The sequence below is a fragment of the Sulfodiicoccus acidiphilus genome (assembly GCF_003967175.1).
In the GTDB taxonomy this organism is placed as follows: domain Archaea; phylum Thermoproteota; class Thermoprotei_A; order Sulfolobales; family Sulfolobaceae; genus Sulfodiicoccus; species Sulfodiicoccus acidiphilus.
Window position 1 is genome coordinate 1,998,916 of the sequence record NZ_AP018553.1, and the last position, 17,254, is coordinate 2,016,169.

Consider the following 17,254-nt stretch of genomic DNA (forward strand, 5'->3'; position numbering starts at 1 on the left):
ACAATTAATGTAGTGAAAGTAAAGGTAGATGAGAGAGGAAGGATAACCATCCCCAAGGCGATGAGGAGGAAACTCGTGATAGAAAGGACGGTAGATCTGAGGGTGGAGGAAGGACGGATCGTCATCTACCCCGTGTCCAAAAGTAGAAAACAAACTACCCTAATAGAGAGCTCCAAAGAGGTTTAAATAACGGTTAATACTACTTATCCCATGGGACTTAGAGCTTCGAAACTGGCGGAGGTCTTAGAGAGGGTAATCTCCCTACCTCAATACACCCTCCTCGGTGCGAAGGGAGGTAGACTGATTTACTACGCGTGGGAAAAGGGAGAGAGGTCGCTGTTCTCGTGGGATGGGAGCGAGCGGGTGATGCTCGCCTCTAACGTCGTCGAAACGTCTCTCGCCGTGAACGGGAGGGTAGCTTACACTTTAGACGTGGAGAGGGGTAGGGAAATACATAGAGTCTTCCTAGTGGACGAGAAGGGGAACACTCTTGAGGTGGACTCGCCCAGACTCAGGGTGTGGAACCTCTCGCTAAGGGATCGCCTCGCCTTCGTTGGAACCTCAGATACTACCGACCTCTACGTGACAGACGGCCAGAAGGCAGTGAAGGTGACCCGCCTAACTCCGCTCTCGTGGGTCGGCGACGTCAGAGGCGACGTAGTTGCTGGAACCGAGTTCAAGGGGGACGGCTCGTCTAACCTCTTCTTCCACTACCTTGGGGAGGGGAGGACCGAGAGGTTCACCCCAAGGGAGGGATCTAACAACTACGGGTCCCTCCTCTTGGAGGGGAGGGCCCTCTTCATGAGCGACTTCGAGGGGGCAAGCAAGATCTACGAGCTCGACCTACGTTCCAAGGAGCTAAGGAAGGTCATGGAGGGGGACGTCTCCTACTCCTTCCTGGACGTCCAGGACGGAAAGTTGATCGCCGTGGGAGTCAGAGACGGAAGGTCGAGGGCCTACGTTGAGGGGAGGCCTCTGCGAACCCCCGAGGGAACGGTCACCAACGTTTTCCTCGACGGACGAGATACTTACATCACGTTCACTTCAATGTCGACTCCCCGCTCGATACTGAAGCTATCGAACGACGGGTGGGAAACCGTTTTGGGGGTAGGCAAACTGGACGTGGGGGAGGTCTCCTTCCATAGGTTCAAGTCCTTCGACGGAGTAGACGTACCCACTTACACAGTTATGTCCAAGGGTTCTACTGTCCCGGGACCTGCTGTAGTATATCTACACGGAGGACCTTGGGGAGAGGTGGCGGACGAGTTCGATTGGTTCATCGCCTCCATATCAATGATGGGGCTCCACGTCATCGCTCCCAACTTCAGGGGTTCCACCGGCTACGGCGAGTGGTTCAGGAAGCTCGACATTGGAGATCCTGGAGGTGGAGACCTCAGGGATGTGGTGGAAGTGGTCAAGCAGACCTCTTCCCTTCACACCGACGTTTGTGCAGTGGGTTACTCCTACGGTGGGTACATGACGCTCATGGCCCTCGGAAGGTTCCCTGAACTCTGGAAGTGTGGAGCTGCTGGAGCCCCGGTGGCGGACTGGGTGGAAATGAGGTCGCTCGCTGACGACGCATTCAGAGGTTTCGTGGACCTCCTACTTAAGGGAGACGTGAACCTCATGAGAGAGAGGTCCCCCATCTCGTACGTTAAGGACGTTAAGGTGCCGCTGTGCATAGTTACGGGACAGAACGACTCTAGGACCCCAGTCCAACCAGTGTTGAGGTACGTCCAGGGATTAGTGGAGGGTGGAAAGACCTTCGAGTTGCACGTTCTCCCTGGGGCTGGTCATCTTCCGTATACTGAGCAGGAGGTGACCAAGGTTATCCTTCCTATGTTATTGTTCCTAGAGGACAACCTAAAGTCTCCTCCTCCTGGCCAGGAGGACGGTTCCAGACACCAAAGCGGCCAGCACTAAGAACTCCCAAAGTTGTAGGGAGGGAGGACCTCGATAGACCGCTACGATCGTCACGTTCTGGAAGGTAGGAGAAGGTGTAACCTCCACGAAAGAATCGTTGACTTCGACTACCCTTCCATCAACGACAGTCTCGATCTTGACGAGCTTATAGGTGAGGCCGTGGGAGGTGAAGTTAGGTGGAAACTCCAATACGAAGGGGGACCTTAGGTAAAGGCTGTAAGCTTTCGTCCAATTGACGACTGTAACGTACGTCGTAGGTACCGCGGGTGAGAAGTGGTCGGTCAGGAAGTAGTTAAGTGGGACTCCAGGCACTAGGACCACCAATCCGTTGGCTGATAATAGCTGTCCCACGCCTGTGGCCCCCTCTAATGTGTCCAGACCGACCCCGTAAACGGCGGGGAAAGGAGTTATGCCTTCATTGTAATAGAACAGTGCCAACCTAACGTCGGAAGCCAATATTTGAGAGACGTCACCGCCTGAGATCCCCCCTACGACGAGTTCGGCATCCTCGGCGCTCCCGTCGCCGGCAGTAAAGGGAGATACGGTCAATTCACCCCTCACCGGAACGAAGACCCAGGCGAACCACCTTTGAATTGGCGGTACTAGGTCTCCGTCCTGGAGGATGACGTAACCGAAGGTCACGTTGGTACCTCCCTCGACAGGAGATTCCTTTACGTCTAAGTACCCAGCGAACGGTAGATGATAGACTATGGGGTATGTTGAACCTGCGAAAACCCTCTGTCCCTGGGTCCCAAGGACGAAGCTGCCCGTCCCTTTAACTCCACGGAGGGAGGCGTTGGGGGCTGAGGCGTTCCAAACGTTGAAGTCCAAGTAAGTGGTCTGATTTCCTGTGAGAAGGGACAGGACGTCCTGTAACCAATACTGCCCGCTCCCATTGAGCATAACGTTGAGCTGTATGGTCGCGCCCCGAACCTGAGGGTCGTCCAGTTCAACGGCCTCCAAAGTTGACACGTTGAAGAACCCCAACACCTCGTCTGTGGTCACAGTGTAGGGAACCAAGGTCCCACTGTAGTTGTAAAGTCCTAGGGCACTTACCCCTACTGGAGGGAACTGGGACTCCTGTTGGAAGAGAAGGTTCAAGAGAACCGGGTACTGGGGAAGAAGGGTGAAGTTGGCCCGCGTCACGTTCAGTGCGACGAAGACGTACGTACCTGGCCCCACATCCACGGTGTTCCTTCCAGGGAGGAGGGTGAAGTTGTAGGACGGTTGGGCTGGACCATCCATCTCCCAAACTTGAAACTCGGGTTCTGTGAAAGCGTATAGCTCGGTCTTAGACCCCACGCTCACCTGAACAGAGAAGTAAGGGGCTACGTAGAGTTCCTCCACGCTCCAGTAGGGCGTAAGGTTTAGGGTGACTTGGTTGGGCTCAGCCCTCAGGACCACTAACGTGTAGTTACCTCTAGACAGGTTGAGCGTGTTAACTCCAGGAGATAGACGCAGACTCAACAAAGGCTCAGCCAGCCCTCCAGCAGCCCACTCGACGTATTGGTAGGGGGTGAAGACGTAGAGAACTGTGGAAGAGTTCAAAAGAACGCTAACTTCCGTCAGTGCTGGAACTTGGACGTTGAAGTACGCCCAGTAACAGGAACCACCAGGAGGAGGGACGTCTTCGGAGTGCAGAGCAACTGGGACACTGAGGAGGACCAAGAGGAAAAGCAGGACGTGAACGGGCTTCACGGGATCAGGTTGTGAGGAGGTGTATAAAAAGTACCCCTAACGAGGTTGTCCTTAAAAGAAGGGCTTTCTCCATAATTACTCGAAGTAGCTACACATTGGATTTTATGTGGATGTGTATTAGGGGGACCGAAAGCTTCGCTCCAGATTACTCAGGTCCTTATATCTTTACGGGGGTTGAGGGGGCGGAGAACGTAGTGAGGGTGGGGATGGATAGCCCTCCCTATATTTAAATACACCTTTTTCAAATAATTCTATTAATGCCAGACGTAGGGTTAGGCTTTAGAGCACGCACAGACGGACAGACGTTGAGGACGTTGAAAGCCCGAGTGAAGTTAGCGTGGAGCGTACAACACCCTACGCTGGGCGGACGTGTACTTTCACGAAAGGGATGGAAGAGAGTTAACCGAGACGGAGTTGAGACGACTCGCTCTAGACATTAGGAAACAAATGAACACTACCAGCAACTGTATTCCCAAACGCTGCGACAGTTCACAGATCGCTTCTACGGAGCTAGACGGAGGTTCCTCGAGGGGTTTGCACTTTTCCTCAAGTAAAAGAAACAACACAAGTGGTTCCCTAGTCTACCTTCAGTCGGGGTGGGAAATACTGAGTGCTAAGGAGGTCAGGACGAGGAGGAAGAAGATGACGACGTTAAAGCTGTCCAACCTAGGAGTCAACGTTATCGTGCATAGGAATTTCCCGCTCGAAGAGGTGAAGAGAGTCGCAGCGAAATTGACACCTTTAGGGAGAGTGTACATCGCCTTCGTCGTCGATCACGAGTACCCTCGACTCCAAAAGACGGGTAAAGTGGTAGGTGTGGACGTAGGCGTGGGGAAACTTCTCACCACCTCCGACGGGGAATACGAGCCGGACACGAGACCTCACGAGAAGGCATTCAACAAGACAAGTGAACTTCACAAAGCTCTTTCGAGAAAGAAGTTCTTGTCGCTCAACTAGTAAGGCGAAAACTAAACTTGCGAGGGCTAACGGGCACGTGAGGAACATCAGGATGGACCTGTACATGAAACTCGGGAAGTGTTTCGCCGAGCATCACGACGTCCTAGTGACGGAGGACATTCATGTTAAGCAACTTGTCGGTAAGTCCCTCCGAAGGATGAGGCTACATGACGTCACCTTCCACGAGCTTAGGAGGATCACGGAGTACCAGTTAGAGAAGTGCGGTGAGGAGATCGTTTTCGTGAATCCCGCTTTCACTTCGACGACTTGTGCTAGGTGCGGTCACGTCAAGGGGGATCTGACGTTAACTGATCGTGTGTTCGGCCGTCCCAAATGTGGTTGGGTCACAGACCGCGACTACAACGCTCCCCTCAACGTCCTGAGGAGAGCGGGGTGGGAAGCACCCTTAGTGCCTGTGGATCCCCGCCCTCTACCCATTGGACAAGGTGGGACTGTGATGCAGGAAGCCCCGTCCGTTAGGACGGAGTAGTTCACTTCCAGACCATAAAATCCAGGACTGGTCTTTTTTAGTGAACTCGAAATTAACTTTTAAAAAGGGGGTGCGATAAGTTCCCTACATGACTGTAGAACTGGCTACTTTGGGAGGAGGGTGCTTCTGGTGCACTGAGGCGATTTTCTTGAGGGTGAGGGGCGTGAAGGAAGTCACTCCAGGATACGCTGGAGGTCACGTACCTAACCCAAGCTACGAACAAGTATGCTCTGGTACTACTGGCCACGCCGAGGTCGTGCAGATCTCCTTCGACCCAAAGACGATTTCCTATAAACAATTGTTGGACGTCTTCTTCGAGATCCACGACCCAACTTCCTTGAACAGACAAGGGAACGACGTGGGAGAGCAGTACAGGTCGATAATACTTTACCACGACGAAGAGCAGAGGAGGATCGCCCTGGAGACAATAAGGGAGGTTCAAGGTAGGTACACCAAACCTGTGGTGACTCAGGTGGTCCCCTTCACCTCGTTCTACCCAGCCGAGGAGTACCATAGGAGGTACTACGAAAAAAACAGGAACGCTCTATACTGCAGGGTGGTGATAACCCCGAAGGTGAGGAAGTTGCTGGAACACTTTCCGACGTTGGCGGTGGGAATGGGTTAGTGCAGTTTAACTCGGTTTTCGAGGTCGGGATGGCTAGGCTGACTTCAAGAATAAGGAGTTTGTGAGAGGAAACGTTATGAGTGCAATACTCTTTCCCCGATTCCTCACTCGCCCTCCTGAAGGGCCAGGCTTTCCTCCCTCTCCTTTGTGACGCCGGTGGAACTGGATCTGCTAGACTTGAGATTCGCCCTCTCTTTAACTGGACCGACCCAGATGACGGCGGCATAGGGCTTAGGAGTTGTGGAAAGTGTGCTAGCACTCGAGTAGGACGTAAAGTATAGGAGGCCTTTCAAGGCAACCCCAGTGGCGGAGTTGGTCGTCACGTCGATCGTCCACTTCATTGGACTTACGGTTACGTAGTGCGAGTTCAACAACTTGTTGGCCGTCTTGGTGAACTAGACCTCAGAACAAATATCTAGGGTGTCTCACAGTCAAGTGGAGGGTCGAACCGGGCCACCTGTACTCGTAACCATCGAAGGAGGGCTTTCAGTGTCCCCCTTTCAGATCCCTGCGCTCCACTTTGTCCTTCAGTAGCTTATACGTTCCACCTTGCCACCCCAACTCTACGTCTAACCCCTCGATCTTCAATGGGCTTTTCGGATAGGGGACTCCCTCCCTGCTCATCGTCAATAGGAAGCGAAAATCCTGACGATTTCGCCGTCGGAGAGGGTGAGCTCCAACGTATATGTCCCCCTTGGGAGTCCCGGCAGCGGACCGAATCCTACCTCCAAATAGTTTTCTCCAGGCTGCAGGACGGCGGGATTCACCGAGGTCGCGTTCCTAATTCCTGACGTAGTCCACATTCTCACCGAGGTCACCGACACGGAACGCGATGAGTATAGCTTCACCCTGGCCACACCGTCCTCTCCTACCGTACCTCCCCCTAGTTGATACACTACGGGCCTCCCGGCTGCGGTGTGGCCCTCAGCTTGTCCTGTACGTTGCCTAAGCCGAAGTAGAGGAGGAATGGCGCCACGACATTAACGAAGGGTATTATGGTGAGTATCGCTCCCACCTTAACTAGTCCCTCACTGTAGTAAGATCCCAAATTGAAGAAGGCCACCAATACGAGAACTTCCCCTACGAAGCTCAACAGGGCTCCCACTACGAGAAGTACTACTCCCCCTAAGATAGGGCCCAAGAGCTGAGCCCTCACCGGGACGTTGCTAGAGGGTAAGCCTATAGGGATGGTCGTCCCGCTGGTTAGTATCGAAGTCTGAGGTGCTGTAATTCCCGTCGTCATTCTCCCCGAAGCTCCTAAGACGACGAAGAGTAGAAGAATGATCAAACCTACTCCGAGGAAAACAAGGACCAACCCCACCACGTACAACGACGTTCCCGTCACACCTACACCCGCGTTCCTACCCGCCCGAACAAGGGAACTGAATCCCCTCCTTAGGAGGACTATGTAAGCCAAGCCCAAGGCCAACGAAATCGCCAGGAGTAATACGACCAGAGGTAGTTGAGCGGCGATAGTTCTGAAGGACATAGGGGAAGGGATCGTAGGGACTAAAAGGGGAGCTATCCTTGTGATCAAGTATAGGGGAATCGACAACACGGCCGATACGATGGAGATCAGCGAAGCTGTCTTCAGATCTGAAATTCCCTTAATTTCTAATTGCGAACTCACATACGAGCCTAAATCGATGTCTTAAAATACTTTTCCCAGTCCACCGGTTAAGTTGTTTTCAGGGGTCACAGTTCTAAACCGAGTATTAACCTCCAAGTGGGTGTGTAGAAGGACCGAGACTTCTCTACCAATATTGTCACTAGCGGAAATCTCCTATTCTACACGCACTGCATCCTCACCTACCCTCTCCATCAATCCCTCCACGTCCACCTCGTAGGCCATCAGCCTGACCCTCCCCTGCTCCGTCAGTAACTTGGCAATCACGTCGCCCCCGGTGAAAAGCTTACCCCCCTTCATCATCCTCATAGTTCCAAGTTCTCCGTTTTTCACAAGTAATGTGGCCCTGAAGTCTTCTCCAGCTGCGGATATGACACCGGTGACCATACCCTTTGAGAGCTCCCTTAGCTTCGTCAAAAGTTGGGACGCGTCAACCTCTAACCTAGCTACCTCGACTTTACTTACTTCAAGTTCCCCTCCTTTGAGGTAGAGCTTTATGTAAGGTATGATGTGATCGGTGACGAAGTGTTGTGCCAACTGGAACGCACTCCTTCCTAACAATTTATCTAGGGTACCCGACCTGTACTGGACGTCCAGAGCTATCCTCACTTCGGTCTCTCCCCTATCGGCGCTCACCTTGAAGTCCGCTCTCCACTCGAACTTACCGTCGTCTGTCTTGCCTCCGTAGCTGACTCCAGCAGGAGAGAAGTCCGGTCCCAACATGGCTCCCAACATTACATTGAGCTTGGTGTCAGGAGTGCCGAAGACGTAGAGCACCCTGTAGTCCCTTCCAGGTTCCTCAAGGGAACCGGGAGCCACGTACTTTCCCTTCTTGACATCCATGACTTGCAGGACATTTATATGGCCTATCACTCCGGTGAAGACGAACGGGTCCAAAAGAAACCCCATTACTCTTCCTTTGCTGGCCGACGTCTTCACGTCGAAGGTATACATAAGTCTCAGGAATGGAACTTCCACCGCCTTAAGAACATTCATTAAAATCTAATTAATGAATCCTACCTCCATCAGAGGAGGTTAAGAACAACGACAACGTAGGAGAGCGTTTCATGGGTATATAGTAGTACCAAGCTTCCTTTCCTAAAGGTCCTAAAGGTGAGGGGTTCTCGCATAGCCGACTTCGCCCTGAGGGCTTTTTATTCTTTTTACGGCTTAGGGACCACGGAAAAGGGGTCTCAGGGTATAGTAAAGAGACTGAAAGAGCCTGTAATATTCAAGGTGGGAAGACAGGGATGGGTCGGGATCTATCTTGCTCGAGGGCTCCGGCAAAACTTCCGTGATCCGCCTGTAGGTCAAAGTCCCGATCGAATTCCCCGCCACGAGGGCCGCCCCTAGGGAACTGGGAGAATACCTCAACTTAAAGTGAGGTATACCTGTAAGGGAGGCACAAAGCCGCAGTAACGATGAGAACGAGGCACCTCCACCGCTCCTGACCGAGTTAAACTCACTCTCGCTTTGGAGAGTGGAAATCATCATTGCCTCCATGTAGGCCATGGAGTGGACCGCCGCCCTCATAACGTCAGACCTGGAGGTCTCCCAACTTAATCCGAAGAGGACACCAGCGGCCTTGGGGTCCATGAAGGGACTCCTCTCCCCCTTCAAGAAAGGGAGAAGCAATGGTAGTCCGGGCCTCAAGTCCACGTTCTCGACATCGATGTCCTCTCCCAAGAGTTCCCTCACCTTATCTAAGACGTCCGAGAACTGGGAGTTGCATCCATTGGGAAGGAAAAGGTCGTCGAAGTAGAGGTCGTTATATATACCAGGGACCTTAGACGGAGATCTAGATGGGACGCCTAAACAAAGCGTAGAGCCCATGGAGGCGAACCCCTCTTTTCCTTCAATGCCCACAGATCCCAAGGCAGCTGCCACCGAGTCCACTGTACCTATGGATAACGCTTTCCCGTAAAGTTCAACCCAGTGCTCTGGAGACACCAAGGGAGGGAGGAGGTGCAGGTCACCGTCCAGAAACTCCCCCATGGTTCGATTGAGGGCCACCTGAAGGTTCCCCATTCGAAGGCGGTGATCTTGTCCTGCACCAACTCCTCTAACCTCTCCCCAGCGATCACTCCGAAGATGTACCCGTTGAGGTCAACAACCTTGGAGACTTTGTGGTACACATTGGCTCTCTCCTTCCTCAACCAAAGCAACCTGTGAGGTAGCATCTGTGAGCTGGAGGGATTGAGGGTGGCGGCCCTAATTTCCTCCTCCGGGTAATTCAGGAGGTCGGCCCCCAAGGTTGAGCTGTAGTGGAACGCCACCAAGGGGTTCATTTCCCTATCCAACATGACGTGCACGGGGGCCATTGAAGTGAGTCCGACTGCCTCGACTTCTGGGTCGTGGAGGAGGCCTGAAACAATTCGTTGGACCACTGTCGCTAAAGAAGAGACGTCAACGAAGTCCCCTCGAATTCTGAAGGGGTAGGGGTGCCTCTCCTCCGTCAAGGATCTGCTCTCCAAATCAAATCTAGTGACTTTGACTCCGGAGGTTCCCACATCAACTCCGGCAATCAAGGAATTACCACCGACTTCAGCCCCTCCTGCGACTCGGCGAACTCCAGAGCTTTCTTAACTTCTGAGAGAGAGAAACGGTGAGACACCAGTCCCCGAAGGTCCACCTTCCTCCCCGAGAGCAACCTGTGCGCCTCCCTGTATTCGTTTACGGTAGTTCCAGTGGATCCCGTGAGGGTGAGTTGGCCGTAGTGTACCTTGTTTGCGCTAACGTGGAGTGGAACGTCCAGGGTCGCCCCTCCAAATATGACCATCCTCGTACCAGAGGTCATCAACGACATGGCCTCCGCCACGCTCTCCCGGTTACTCACTGTGAGGTCTAGGACGTCGACTCCCTCGTTAAGCAGGGAGTTGGACTCGTTTTCTAGTTCGTTTACCCTTATCACTCTATCTGCCCCGAAGTCCATCGCTGCTCTGAGTCTGTGATCCTTCATTCCCACCACGACCAACTTCCTCACTCCGAACACCCCTTTCAACAGTTTCACGTGGATTAGGGCGTTGGGCCCATCTCCCACCACCACTACCAAGTCCTGGCTCCTCGGCCTCACTAGTGAAAGCGCGTGGAGGCTAACTGCCACCGGCTCGATCAGTGCTCCCTCCTCCCACGAAACTTCGTCTGGCAAGGGAAGGACCAGCCCCCTGTCGAGGAACTCCCTAGGTACCCTCATCATTTCCGCGTACGCTCCATCTACGTTCATACCTATACTTAACATGGAGGTACATATGTTCTCGAGTCCCCTCCTGCAGTTGGAGCACGTGAGACAGGGAGCGTCGGCTGCCACGTTCACCCTCGTCCCCACCTGGAACGCGGGATCCTTACTCTCCACCACTTCCCCAGAGACCTCGTGCCCTAACACTATAGGAGACCTGACGGAGTTTGAGCCCCTCTTGTATATCTTGACGTCAGTGGGGCACACTCCCACCGCTCGCACTCTTATTAACACCTCACCTTCATCTATCTGAGGTGCATCAACTTGTTCAACTGTTATCTTTAGTGGACCTCTGTATACAGCAGCAAGCACAAGTAGGTTAGGCAAACTGAACATAAAAACTTTCGCTATTTAGAGCTCAGAACGAGGCAGCTTATTAGTTTCCTAACCTTTTCAGAACACGATAAACCGTGAAAAGTGTAAGGTTAGGAAAAAAGAGGAGGTTGAATAGATTATTTCGAAAAGATAGAGCCCTCATTCTGGCCTTAGATCACGGCTTTCCGCTGGGTAACGTGAAAGAGATCGAGGACGTTCCTTCCATACTGAACTCCGTGAGGGGGGTTGTGGATGCTTTAATCTTGAACAGGGGATTGATCCTGACCCTAGACTCTGAGCTCCTTGGGTTCGAGGTCCTGTACAAACTCAACGGAATAACGACCATGGCTCCTAACCCATACGGGTTGGTGACGATCGGTAGTGTGGAGGAGGCGGTGTCCCTCGACGCAGTGGGGGTCTCGTTCGAGATGTATGTGGGAGGACCTCAGGAGGAACAGCAGTTGAGAGAGTTATCGTCAGTTTTGAAGGAGGTGCAGAGGTACGACATTCCGTTGGTGCTGCACGTCTACCCTCACGGAGAGTCGAGGGATCCAAAGCTGGTCTCCCACGCGATGAGGGTGGGATGGGAGGTCGGAGCGGACGTTGTGAAGACCTTCTACTACAGTGGAATGAGGTCGCAGGTGGAGAAGACAGCAGTTCCGGTTGTGGTGGCGGGAGGCCCCAAGATGGAGACGGAGGATGAAGTTGTGAACTACGTTAAGTGGGCCGTGAGGGAAGGTGCTAGGGGAGTTGCTATGGGGAGGAACCTCTGGGGCTGGAAGGACGTGAAGCGATTGGCCTCGTCCATAAGGGAAGTCCTAGACTCAAGGGAGGGAGGAGAGTGAACCTCAATAGGGACCTCCTACTCAGGTTGAAGTTCATTTCCATGCTCTCCGCCTGCTCATCTAGGGCAACTCAGAAGGAGGTGTCGAACGCCATCGGGATTTCGAGGACTACCGCGAGTAAGTACATAAATGGGGCCTTCCTTCCAAGCACGAAGAGGGCGGCTGAACTGTCGGAGGAGATCTCGCAGATGTGCTCGTTGGAGCAGTTACTCAAGGACGCGCTGAACTCAGGGGTGCTCCCCTATCCAGAGGCCCTGAATGCTACCGCGAGAAACTTCAGCCTAGTAATGTGGGCGTCCCTAGAACTGGCAGAGAGGGTCAAGGAGCTCGAGTTCGAGAAGATTCTGACGGTGGAAGGAGGAGGAGCAGTAGTTGGGTCGATAATAGCTTCACTCACCAACGTGGAGCTAGTCTATGGTCTGAGGAACGTTTACGTGGAGGAGGGGTTCGTTGAGAAGTTGAGTAAGGGTGCCAGCAAGTACTCATCCTTCATGGCAGTTCCCAAGGGAGCCTTAGCCAAGGGGGAGAGATTACTCATAGTGGACGACGTCATGTTCACTGGCAGGACAGTTTCAGCATTAGAGAACACTGCTGAGGGGGCGAGGTGTCGTGTGGAGGGTATAGCCGTACTTGCAACCAGGGGAAGCACCGGCTTGAGGAAGTTCAAGGATAGAAAGCTCTTCTACTTGGTCTCCCTCTGAGTTTCAGCTGCCTCTCGTGTGAGGTTCCTCAAGAGCTCGTCGTTCACTTTGGTGCTCACCACAGACTCGCCTAAATCGTTCCTCCTCGCCCTCCACCAAACGTACAATGCTCCTGCGACACATGTTATTGCGAAGAATATGAAGCCTCCAAGGTAAGGTTCGGTCAAGCTGGAGTATCCTTCGTAGAAGGAGTACGCGAATATCGCCAATCCCACCGCTGGAGCCACTACCGAAACGAAGAAGTTCCTCGGGTTGGTAATCTTCACTTTGAACCTCCTGTATATGAAGGCGAGGCTGACGTCTGGTATCATGTGGTGGAGGAACCAATACGCGACAACCATACTCCCTGCCAGGAACACCGAGTTGAAGACCCCCTGATGGTAACCGTAAAGCTGGAACATCAAGAGCTCTACAACTAACGTAGCCACCGTTCCAACTGCTAAATTCAGGAGGCCCGCGTTGGCCGGAGTCCCATACTTCGGATGTACCCTCCTGAGCCACTCGGAGTCTAGGAACTTATCCCTAGCCATGGAATAAATGAGCCTAGCTGAACCCATCCCAGGCACGAAAGCCCCGAAGGCCTGCCCCAGTAGGGCCACCACCAAGTACACCAAGGCACCGGCCAGACCTAAGTAAGGGAGGTATGCCACGACGGCAGGGTTCCAGTCGCTGGCCAAGGAGGCAGCGTTAGCTGGATTTATGGCCACCACTTCCGAGTAGACCGCCACTATGCCCACCAAAGTGGGCACGATGACTCCCAACACAATGCTCTTCCAAACGGTCCTAAAGGGTGCCTTACTTTCCTCGGCGAAGAAGAGGGGAACACCGTACCCCGTGTAGAATAGGAAACCCGCCAGAATTGTTCCCAACATAACTCCCCGAGGCCCCCAGGCGCCCTAGCGGGGTTGAACGCGTCAAGCGTATTGTAAGGGGTCCTCGCTATTACGAACGCTGCGAAGACGAGCATGACGACTAACTGCAACACACCTGAGGCTACGACCAACTTGGCCGATACGGAGAGGTTGAAGGTGTTGACGGCGTACAGGGCCACGAGTACTGCTATTGAGAGCGCTACGAATGCCCAAGACGGTAGAGTGTAGTTGGCCAGATAGAAGAGAGAAGTATAGACGATGAACGCGAAGGCTGAAGCCGTGAGGACGTCGAAAAACACGAAGTAAATCAGGTTCAGGAGGGAAACGTATTTACCCACTGCTCTCCCGAGGCCGAGCTCCGCTAGGCCGTAGTAACCCCCAGCGAATTGGGTGAGCCTAGCGTACTCGAGGACGGGGATGCTCATGAAAAGTATGAGCAGGGCCCCTATCACCAGTATCAAGGGAGCTGCGAGACCACCGTAACTCACGGCGGCCGCTGCGTTCGACACACCCATGGCCATGGGATAAAGGGCGGCTACCGTGAGGAAGGCCAAGCTCCACGTCCCAAGAACTCCCTTTTTGAGTTCCTTACTCATCTGTTATCCATACATCTATCTTTACTCAACCATTTTAGCTTTTCAAAGTTCAGTTGGGCTATATGATGCACATATTTCATGGTTCGTTAGTACAACTTGTATTTGGTCGACCGATAAGGCGTCAAGATCAAGGTGCAGATCGCTAGCGTAAGACGTGTTTTCGTGGACGTTAGGCCTCGCCTGTTCCTTGATCGGGGACTCTAGAAGTAAGGCGTCGGTCTTAGTGACTATCCTCCTTGGCTCATGTCCGTCGAGGAGAGCCTGAGGTTAGCTCTCCAATACATATTGCACTATTCGAGGTTAACCACGACGTCGTTTACGCTTTCCTATGGGAGCTTAACACCTGAAACCTTTCTTTGAAATTGAGCGCCTAGCTATACAACACCGTAGAACTGTTTAAGCTCGAACCATTCTTCTCCTAAGAGACAAATCACTCAAAACGGACGTGAACCTGAAGCGGGTATGAATTCTTGATTCACGATCTATCATGACGAGACCATAAACGTTGTCTTTTCCTATAAGGTCAATTAGGGTGACGGGTTTCTCCCTCCTACTTGATCTATCACTTTCCATGTAGGACACAGGACCTCTTCCAACCCCGAATGAGATGACGAATAGACGTTGCAGGTCTTGAGGGAAGGTGGTGAAGTCTAGCTCTAGCTACTTCGAATCTACATGACGCATCGAGGCTCTACGACGAGAAACTGCGACCGCCTCAGTGGCACGTTAATGGGAGGAGCTGACTTCTATGTGGCAGTGAAAGGGGTTGTCTCTGACCTCACACTCCTATGGAAATTAATGAAGCTTCTATCACGCCTCCGATCACTAAAGCCAGTGCCACAATTCCTATTACTTGGATTGCCACTTTCAATTCCTTCCAACCCTCTCCCTTCAATACGGCGTAGGTGAGAGCTATGCTCTCACTCATCATGGCCGAATAAGAGAAGAACTCCAACCAGAAGAAGGGAAGGGGAGTCTCGGCAGCTAGAAGGAACGCACCGCTTATCCCCCTGAAGGCACCTATCGCGGATATCGCGAACCCTGTGTTGTAGAGAATGCCCATTCCTATAAAGGGCCCGACGAAAGGAATGAGCATGAAGAGGGAGAGGAAAAAGTTATGACCGGCTATGTTAGTCGCCAACGTGACTACACCTCCTGAACTACTGACGGTCTGGTTCACTTGTGAGGCCACTAGTTGCCCGTAGGAGGGACTGACCGGTATCATTGAACCGATGAATGTAACTAGAAGTGAGACTCCTAGGACAGTGAAGTAAATGGTTATCCTCGTCCTGAAGTCCATATTAAGAAACTCTCCTCACACGGTAAAAAACTTAGTCGGTGGGAAACTAGTTTCCCTCACTCTGAAGTTGCTGGAACAGTCCCACTCTAGTTGCCTGTTCTCCGAAGCAGGACTGGCCCGTACCTAGTCAACTCCAAGACTCTACGGTGCACGTCACTCTCTTCCCGTCACTTTCCACCTTCACCTAGGCCTCCACCTTGGGATCCCCGAGAAGCCAACACATGAGATCGACGTCCTCAGTTCTGGCTATTGCTACTGTGTAATCGAGGAGGGAGTTGTAGCCCTGGGGCTTGGCCTTCACAACCAAGTAAGTGAGCACTTTCCCCTTCTCGGACACTCGAAACCGCCTTGTGTTGACCCCACAGGTCGTACACTCCAGCTGGGGAGGAAAGAACCTCCTCCCCACACCTCACACACTTAGCGGCCCAAACCTCCCCCTCCTTCAGCGAGTCCCAGAACTTTTCGTATCCCTTCACGGGCTTCGTAAGCTTCTGCCCGTTCTTGGACACAGGGAGACCGTAGCCCATGCAGCCGAGTCTACTAGAGCCAGATTGAGAGGATCAGAGATCTAGACGGCGTCCACGACTAATTCTATAACTCCTCCACTCTCCCCATGTGAAATAAGGTTAAATTTCGATAGGGTGGATTTCATTGTTGTGGACGACCTAGGCTTCAGGTGGCTTGTCACTTCCAGAGTGTTGAGGAGTGTTGGTATTATCTTCGTCACTCTATCGTCCTCTCTTTACCTCTCGCTCTTGGGACTCAGTCCGGGACTTATAGGGCTCGTATTCCTTGGAATCACCGCCTACGTAGCGTGTTACTCGTTCGGAATGGGTATGCTGGGAGACAGAATAGGCTACAGAAAGACCCTGATCGTGGGGGAGCTTATATCAGGAGTCGGAGTGATCGCGTTAGGAGTTGGAAAGGGACTGGACGTAGTCGTACCTGCCATGATAGTGAGTGGCCTAGGCGGAACGGCGGGAGGCGCAAGGGGAGCGTTCTCACCGGGACTCACGGCCCTAGTGGCCAGCAACTGGGGGGACGAGAGGGAGAGAGTCTCTAGGATGGGTACATTGACCTCGGCCTCGGCGTTCTCTGGAGTCGGTGGCTCCATCCTCCTGTCAATACACGACCTGCTCCCTTTCTCTGCAGAGGAGAGCTACAGGGTCTTGTTCCTCGCTGCTGGAGCGATGTTACTAGTTTCCTGTCTGACGTTAATCAGAGTAAGGGAGTTGAGGAGACCTCACAAAACAACGAAAGTGATGAAAGCATCGAGCCTGAAGTATATTTCCAAGGTAGTAGTGACAAATTCGATCACTGGGGTGGGACTTGGGTTGGCGATACCGCTCCTCCCCCTTTGGTACAGGCTAGCGTTCCACGCGTCGTCGTTCGAGATCGGCCTGGCGTTCACGATTTCTAACCTGGCCACGGCGACGGGTTCCTTGGTTGCCACCAAGGTGAGGTTCAATGTCCTAGGAGCGGCCTCCATCACCAGGGCCCTGAACGGAGCGTTCCTGGTGGCTATGGCCCTGTCGCCCTACTTCCCGCTAGCGGCTGGACTGTACGTAGTGAGAGGATTCAACGCGGGAATAGGGATGCCGAACAGGACGGCAGTGAACGTCAGAGGGGTTTCAGCTGAAGATTTCGGGACGGCCTCGAGCCTTCAAGGAGTAGCCACACGAGTGTCGCAAATGAGCTCTGGAGTAGGGGGATACCTTATGGAGGATAGCTTAGGCCTTCCCCTGTTGTTAGGTGGAGTCCTCCAAGGAATTGGAGGAGTCCTCTATTACTTCCTTCTCAAGGACAAGAGGTCAGCAGCTAAGGAGGTCCAGCCGGCGAGGCGTAACTAGGTCCTCAGTCTCTTCATCTCCCTCCAGTATTCTGGGTGTTCCAGCCTGAGGTACTCCTCCGGGTAGTGGTTCATGTTAGGACCGCGAGTGTCATCCTTACGCCTCCCATGCAGAAGGTTAGACACCCTCTTCGCTAAGTCGCCATTCACACTCCACTTTAACTTGCTACTATATAAGGTAAGTAGTTCGTTGATGCTCTAAAATAACTAAAATCTCAAGG

14 protein-coding genes and 3 pseudogenes are annotated in these 17,254 nt (G+C 53.0%); 7 read left to right on the forward strand and 10 right to left on the reverse strand.

The window, feature by feature from the left end:
- Positions 1–12: 12 nt before the first annotated feature.
- Positions 13–186 (forward strand): AbrB/MazE/SpoVT family DNA-binding domain-containing protein, encoded by a 174-nt coding sequence (locus HS1genome_RS10090; protein ID WP_158613798.1) that lies wholly within the window; start codon positions 13–15, stop codon positions 184–186.
- Between the two features lie 24 nt (positions 187–210).
- A complete protein-coding gene (locus HS1genome_RS10095; RefSeq protein WP_126450941.1) occupies positions 211–1,923 on the forward strand; it encodes a S9 family peptidase in 1,713 nt (570 codons plus the stop codon).
- Here HS1genome_RS10095 and HS1genome_RS10100 read toward each other — a convergent pair.
- Positions 1,864–3,621 (reverse strand): thermopsin family protease, encoded by a 1,758-nt coding sequence (locus HS1genome_RS10100; RefSeq protein ID WP_126450943.1) that lies wholly within the window; start codon positions 3,619–3,621, stop codon positions 1,864–1,866. The two genes, HS1genome_RS10095 and HS1genome_RS10100, sit on opposite strands and share 60 nt — an antisense overlap.
- A 257-nt stretch (positions 3,622–3,878) precedes the next feature.
- Here HS1genome_RS10100 and HS1genome_RS10105 point away from each other — a divergent pair.
- Both HS1genome_RS10105 and msrA read left to right on the forward strand, forming a co-directional pair.
- A pseudogene (locus tag HS1genome_RS10105) lies at positions 3,879–5,058 on the forward strand (RNA-guided endonuclease InsQ/TnpB family protein).
- 98 nt (positions 5,059–5,156) lie between these two features.
- Positions 5,157–5,693, forward strand: coding sequence for a peptide-methionine (S)-S-oxide reductase MsrA (gene msrA / locus HS1genome_RS10110; protein ID WP_126450944.1), 537 nt, complete (start codon positions 5,157–5,159; stop codon positions 5,691–5,693).
- 104 nt (positions 5,694–5,797) lie between these two features.
- Here msrA and HS1genome_RS10115 read toward each other — a convergent pair whose 3' ends face one another.
- The 6 genes and pseudogenes from HS1genome_RS10115 to HS1genome_RS10140 form a co-directional block, all read right to left on the reverse strand.
- Entirely contained in the window at positions 5,798–6,034 is a 237-nt protein-coding gene (locus tag HS1genome_RS10115) for a hypothetical protein (protein ID WP_126450945.1), read from the reverse strand.
- A 285-nt stretch (positions 6,035–6,319) separates the two neighbouring features.
- Positions 6,320–7,323 (reverse strand): annotated as a pseudogene (locus HS1genome_RS10125) (DUF973 family protein).
- A gap of 153 nt (positions 7,324–7,476) precedes the next feature.
- Positions 7,477–8,298, reverse strand: a complete 822-nt coding sequence (locus HS1genome_RS10130; RefSeq protein WP_126450948.1) for a hypothetical protein — start codon at positions 8,296–8,298, stop codon at positions 7,477–7,479.
- A 192-nt stretch (positions 8,299–8,490) separates the two neighbouring features.
- Positions 8,491–9,333: an FGGY-family carbohydrate kinase gene (locus HS1genome_RS10135; protein WP_158613800.1), complete on the reverse strand. Its 843-nt coding sequence runs from the start codon at positions 9,331–9,333 to the stop codon at positions 8,491–8,493.
- Positions 9,222–9,848, reverse strand: coding sequence for a hypothetical protein (locus HS1genome_RS12140; RefSeq protein WP_158613801.1), 627 nt, complete (start codon positions 9,846–9,848; stop codon positions 9,222–9,224). Before HS1genome_RS12140 ends, HS1genome_RS10135 begins: the two co-directional genes overlap by 112 nt.
- Positions 9,845–10,867 (reverse strand): alcohol dehydrogenase catalytic domain-containing protein, encoded by a 1,023-nt coding sequence (locus tag HS1genome_RS10140; protein WP_158613802.1) that lies wholly within the window; start codon positions 10,865–10,867, stop codon positions 9,845–9,847. The genes HS1genome_RS12140 and HS1genome_RS10140 overlap by 4 nt, the downstream gene beginning before the upstream one ends.
- Positions 10,868–10,965: 98 nt before the next feature.
- Here HS1genome_RS10140 and HS1genome_RS10145 point away from each other — a divergent pair, with 98 nt between their 5' ends.
- Together HS1genome_RS10145 and HS1genome_RS10150 are read left to right on the forward strand one after the other, a co-directional pair.
- Positions 10,966–11,715: a class I fructose-bisphosphate aldolase gene (locus HS1genome_RS10145; protein ID WP_126450951.1), complete on the forward strand. Its 750-nt coding sequence runs from the start codon at positions 10,966–10,968 to the stop codon at positions 11,713–11,715.
- The gene (locus HS1genome_RS10150; RefSeq protein WP_126450952.1) at positions 11,712–12,416 is read left to right on the forward strand and encodes a phosphoribosyltransferase family protein; all 705 of its coding nucleotides are present in this window, start codon (positions 11,712–11,714) and stop codon (positions 12,414–12,416) included. Before HS1genome_RS10145 ends, HS1genome_RS10150 begins: the two co-directional genes overlap by 4 nt.
- On the opposite strand, the pseudogene HS1genome_RS13385 reads toward HS1genome_RS10150, so the two are convergent.
- The 3 genes and pseudogenes from HS1genome_RS13385 to HS1genome_RS12875 form a co-directional block, all read right to left on the reverse strand.
- Positions 12,398–13,884 (reverse strand): annotated as a pseudogene (locus HS1genome_RS13385) (APC family permease). The gene HS1genome_RS10150 and the pseudogene HS1genome_RS13385 sit on opposite strands and share 19 nt — an antisense overlap.
- A gap of 778 nt (positions 13,885–14,662) precedes the next feature.
- On the reverse strand, positions 14,663–15,184 hold the full coding sequence (locus tag HS1genome_RS10165; RefSeq protein ID WP_126450955.1) for a hypothetical protein: 522 nt from the start codon (positions 15,182–15,184) through the stop codon (positions 14,663–14,665).
- A 184-nt stretch (positions 15,185–15,368) separates the two neighbouring features.
- A complete protein-coding gene (locus HS1genome_RS12875; RefSeq protein WP_229768260.1) occupies positions 15,369–15,521 on the reverse strand; it encodes an OB-fold domain-containing protein in 153 nt (50 codons plus the stop codon).
- A gap of 304 nt (positions 15,522–15,825) precedes the next feature.
- Here HS1genome_RS12875 and HS1genome_RS10175 point away from each other — a divergent pair, with 304 nt between their 5' ends.
- The gene (locus HS1genome_RS10175) at positions 15,826–17,034 is read left to right on the forward strand and encodes an MFS transporter (protein WP_229768259.1); all 1,209 of its coding nucleotides are present in this window, start codon (positions 15,826–15,828) and stop codon (positions 17,032–17,034) included.
- The last annotated feature ends 220 nt before the right edge of the window (positions 17,035–17,254 follow it).

What these genes read in the sequence shown, in the direction of transcription:
- HS1genome_RS10095 (WP_126450941.1), top strand. Translation starts at nt 211, where the DNA reads ATGGGACTTAGAGCTTCGAAACTGGCGGAGGTCTTAGAGAGGGTAATC.
- HS1genome_RS10115 (WP_126450945.1), bottom strand. Translation starts at nt 6,034, where the DNA reads ATGAAGTGGACGATCGACGTGACGACCAACTCCGCCACTGGGGTTGCC.
- msrA (WP_126450944.1), top strand. Translation starts at nt 5,157, where the DNA reads ATGACTGTAGAACTGGCTACTTTGGGAGGAGGGTGCTTCTGGTGCACT.
- HS1genome_RS10165 (WP_126450955.1), bottom strand. Translation starts at nt 15,184, where the DNA reads ATGGACTTCAGGACGAGGATAACCATTTACTTCACTGTCCTAGGAGTC.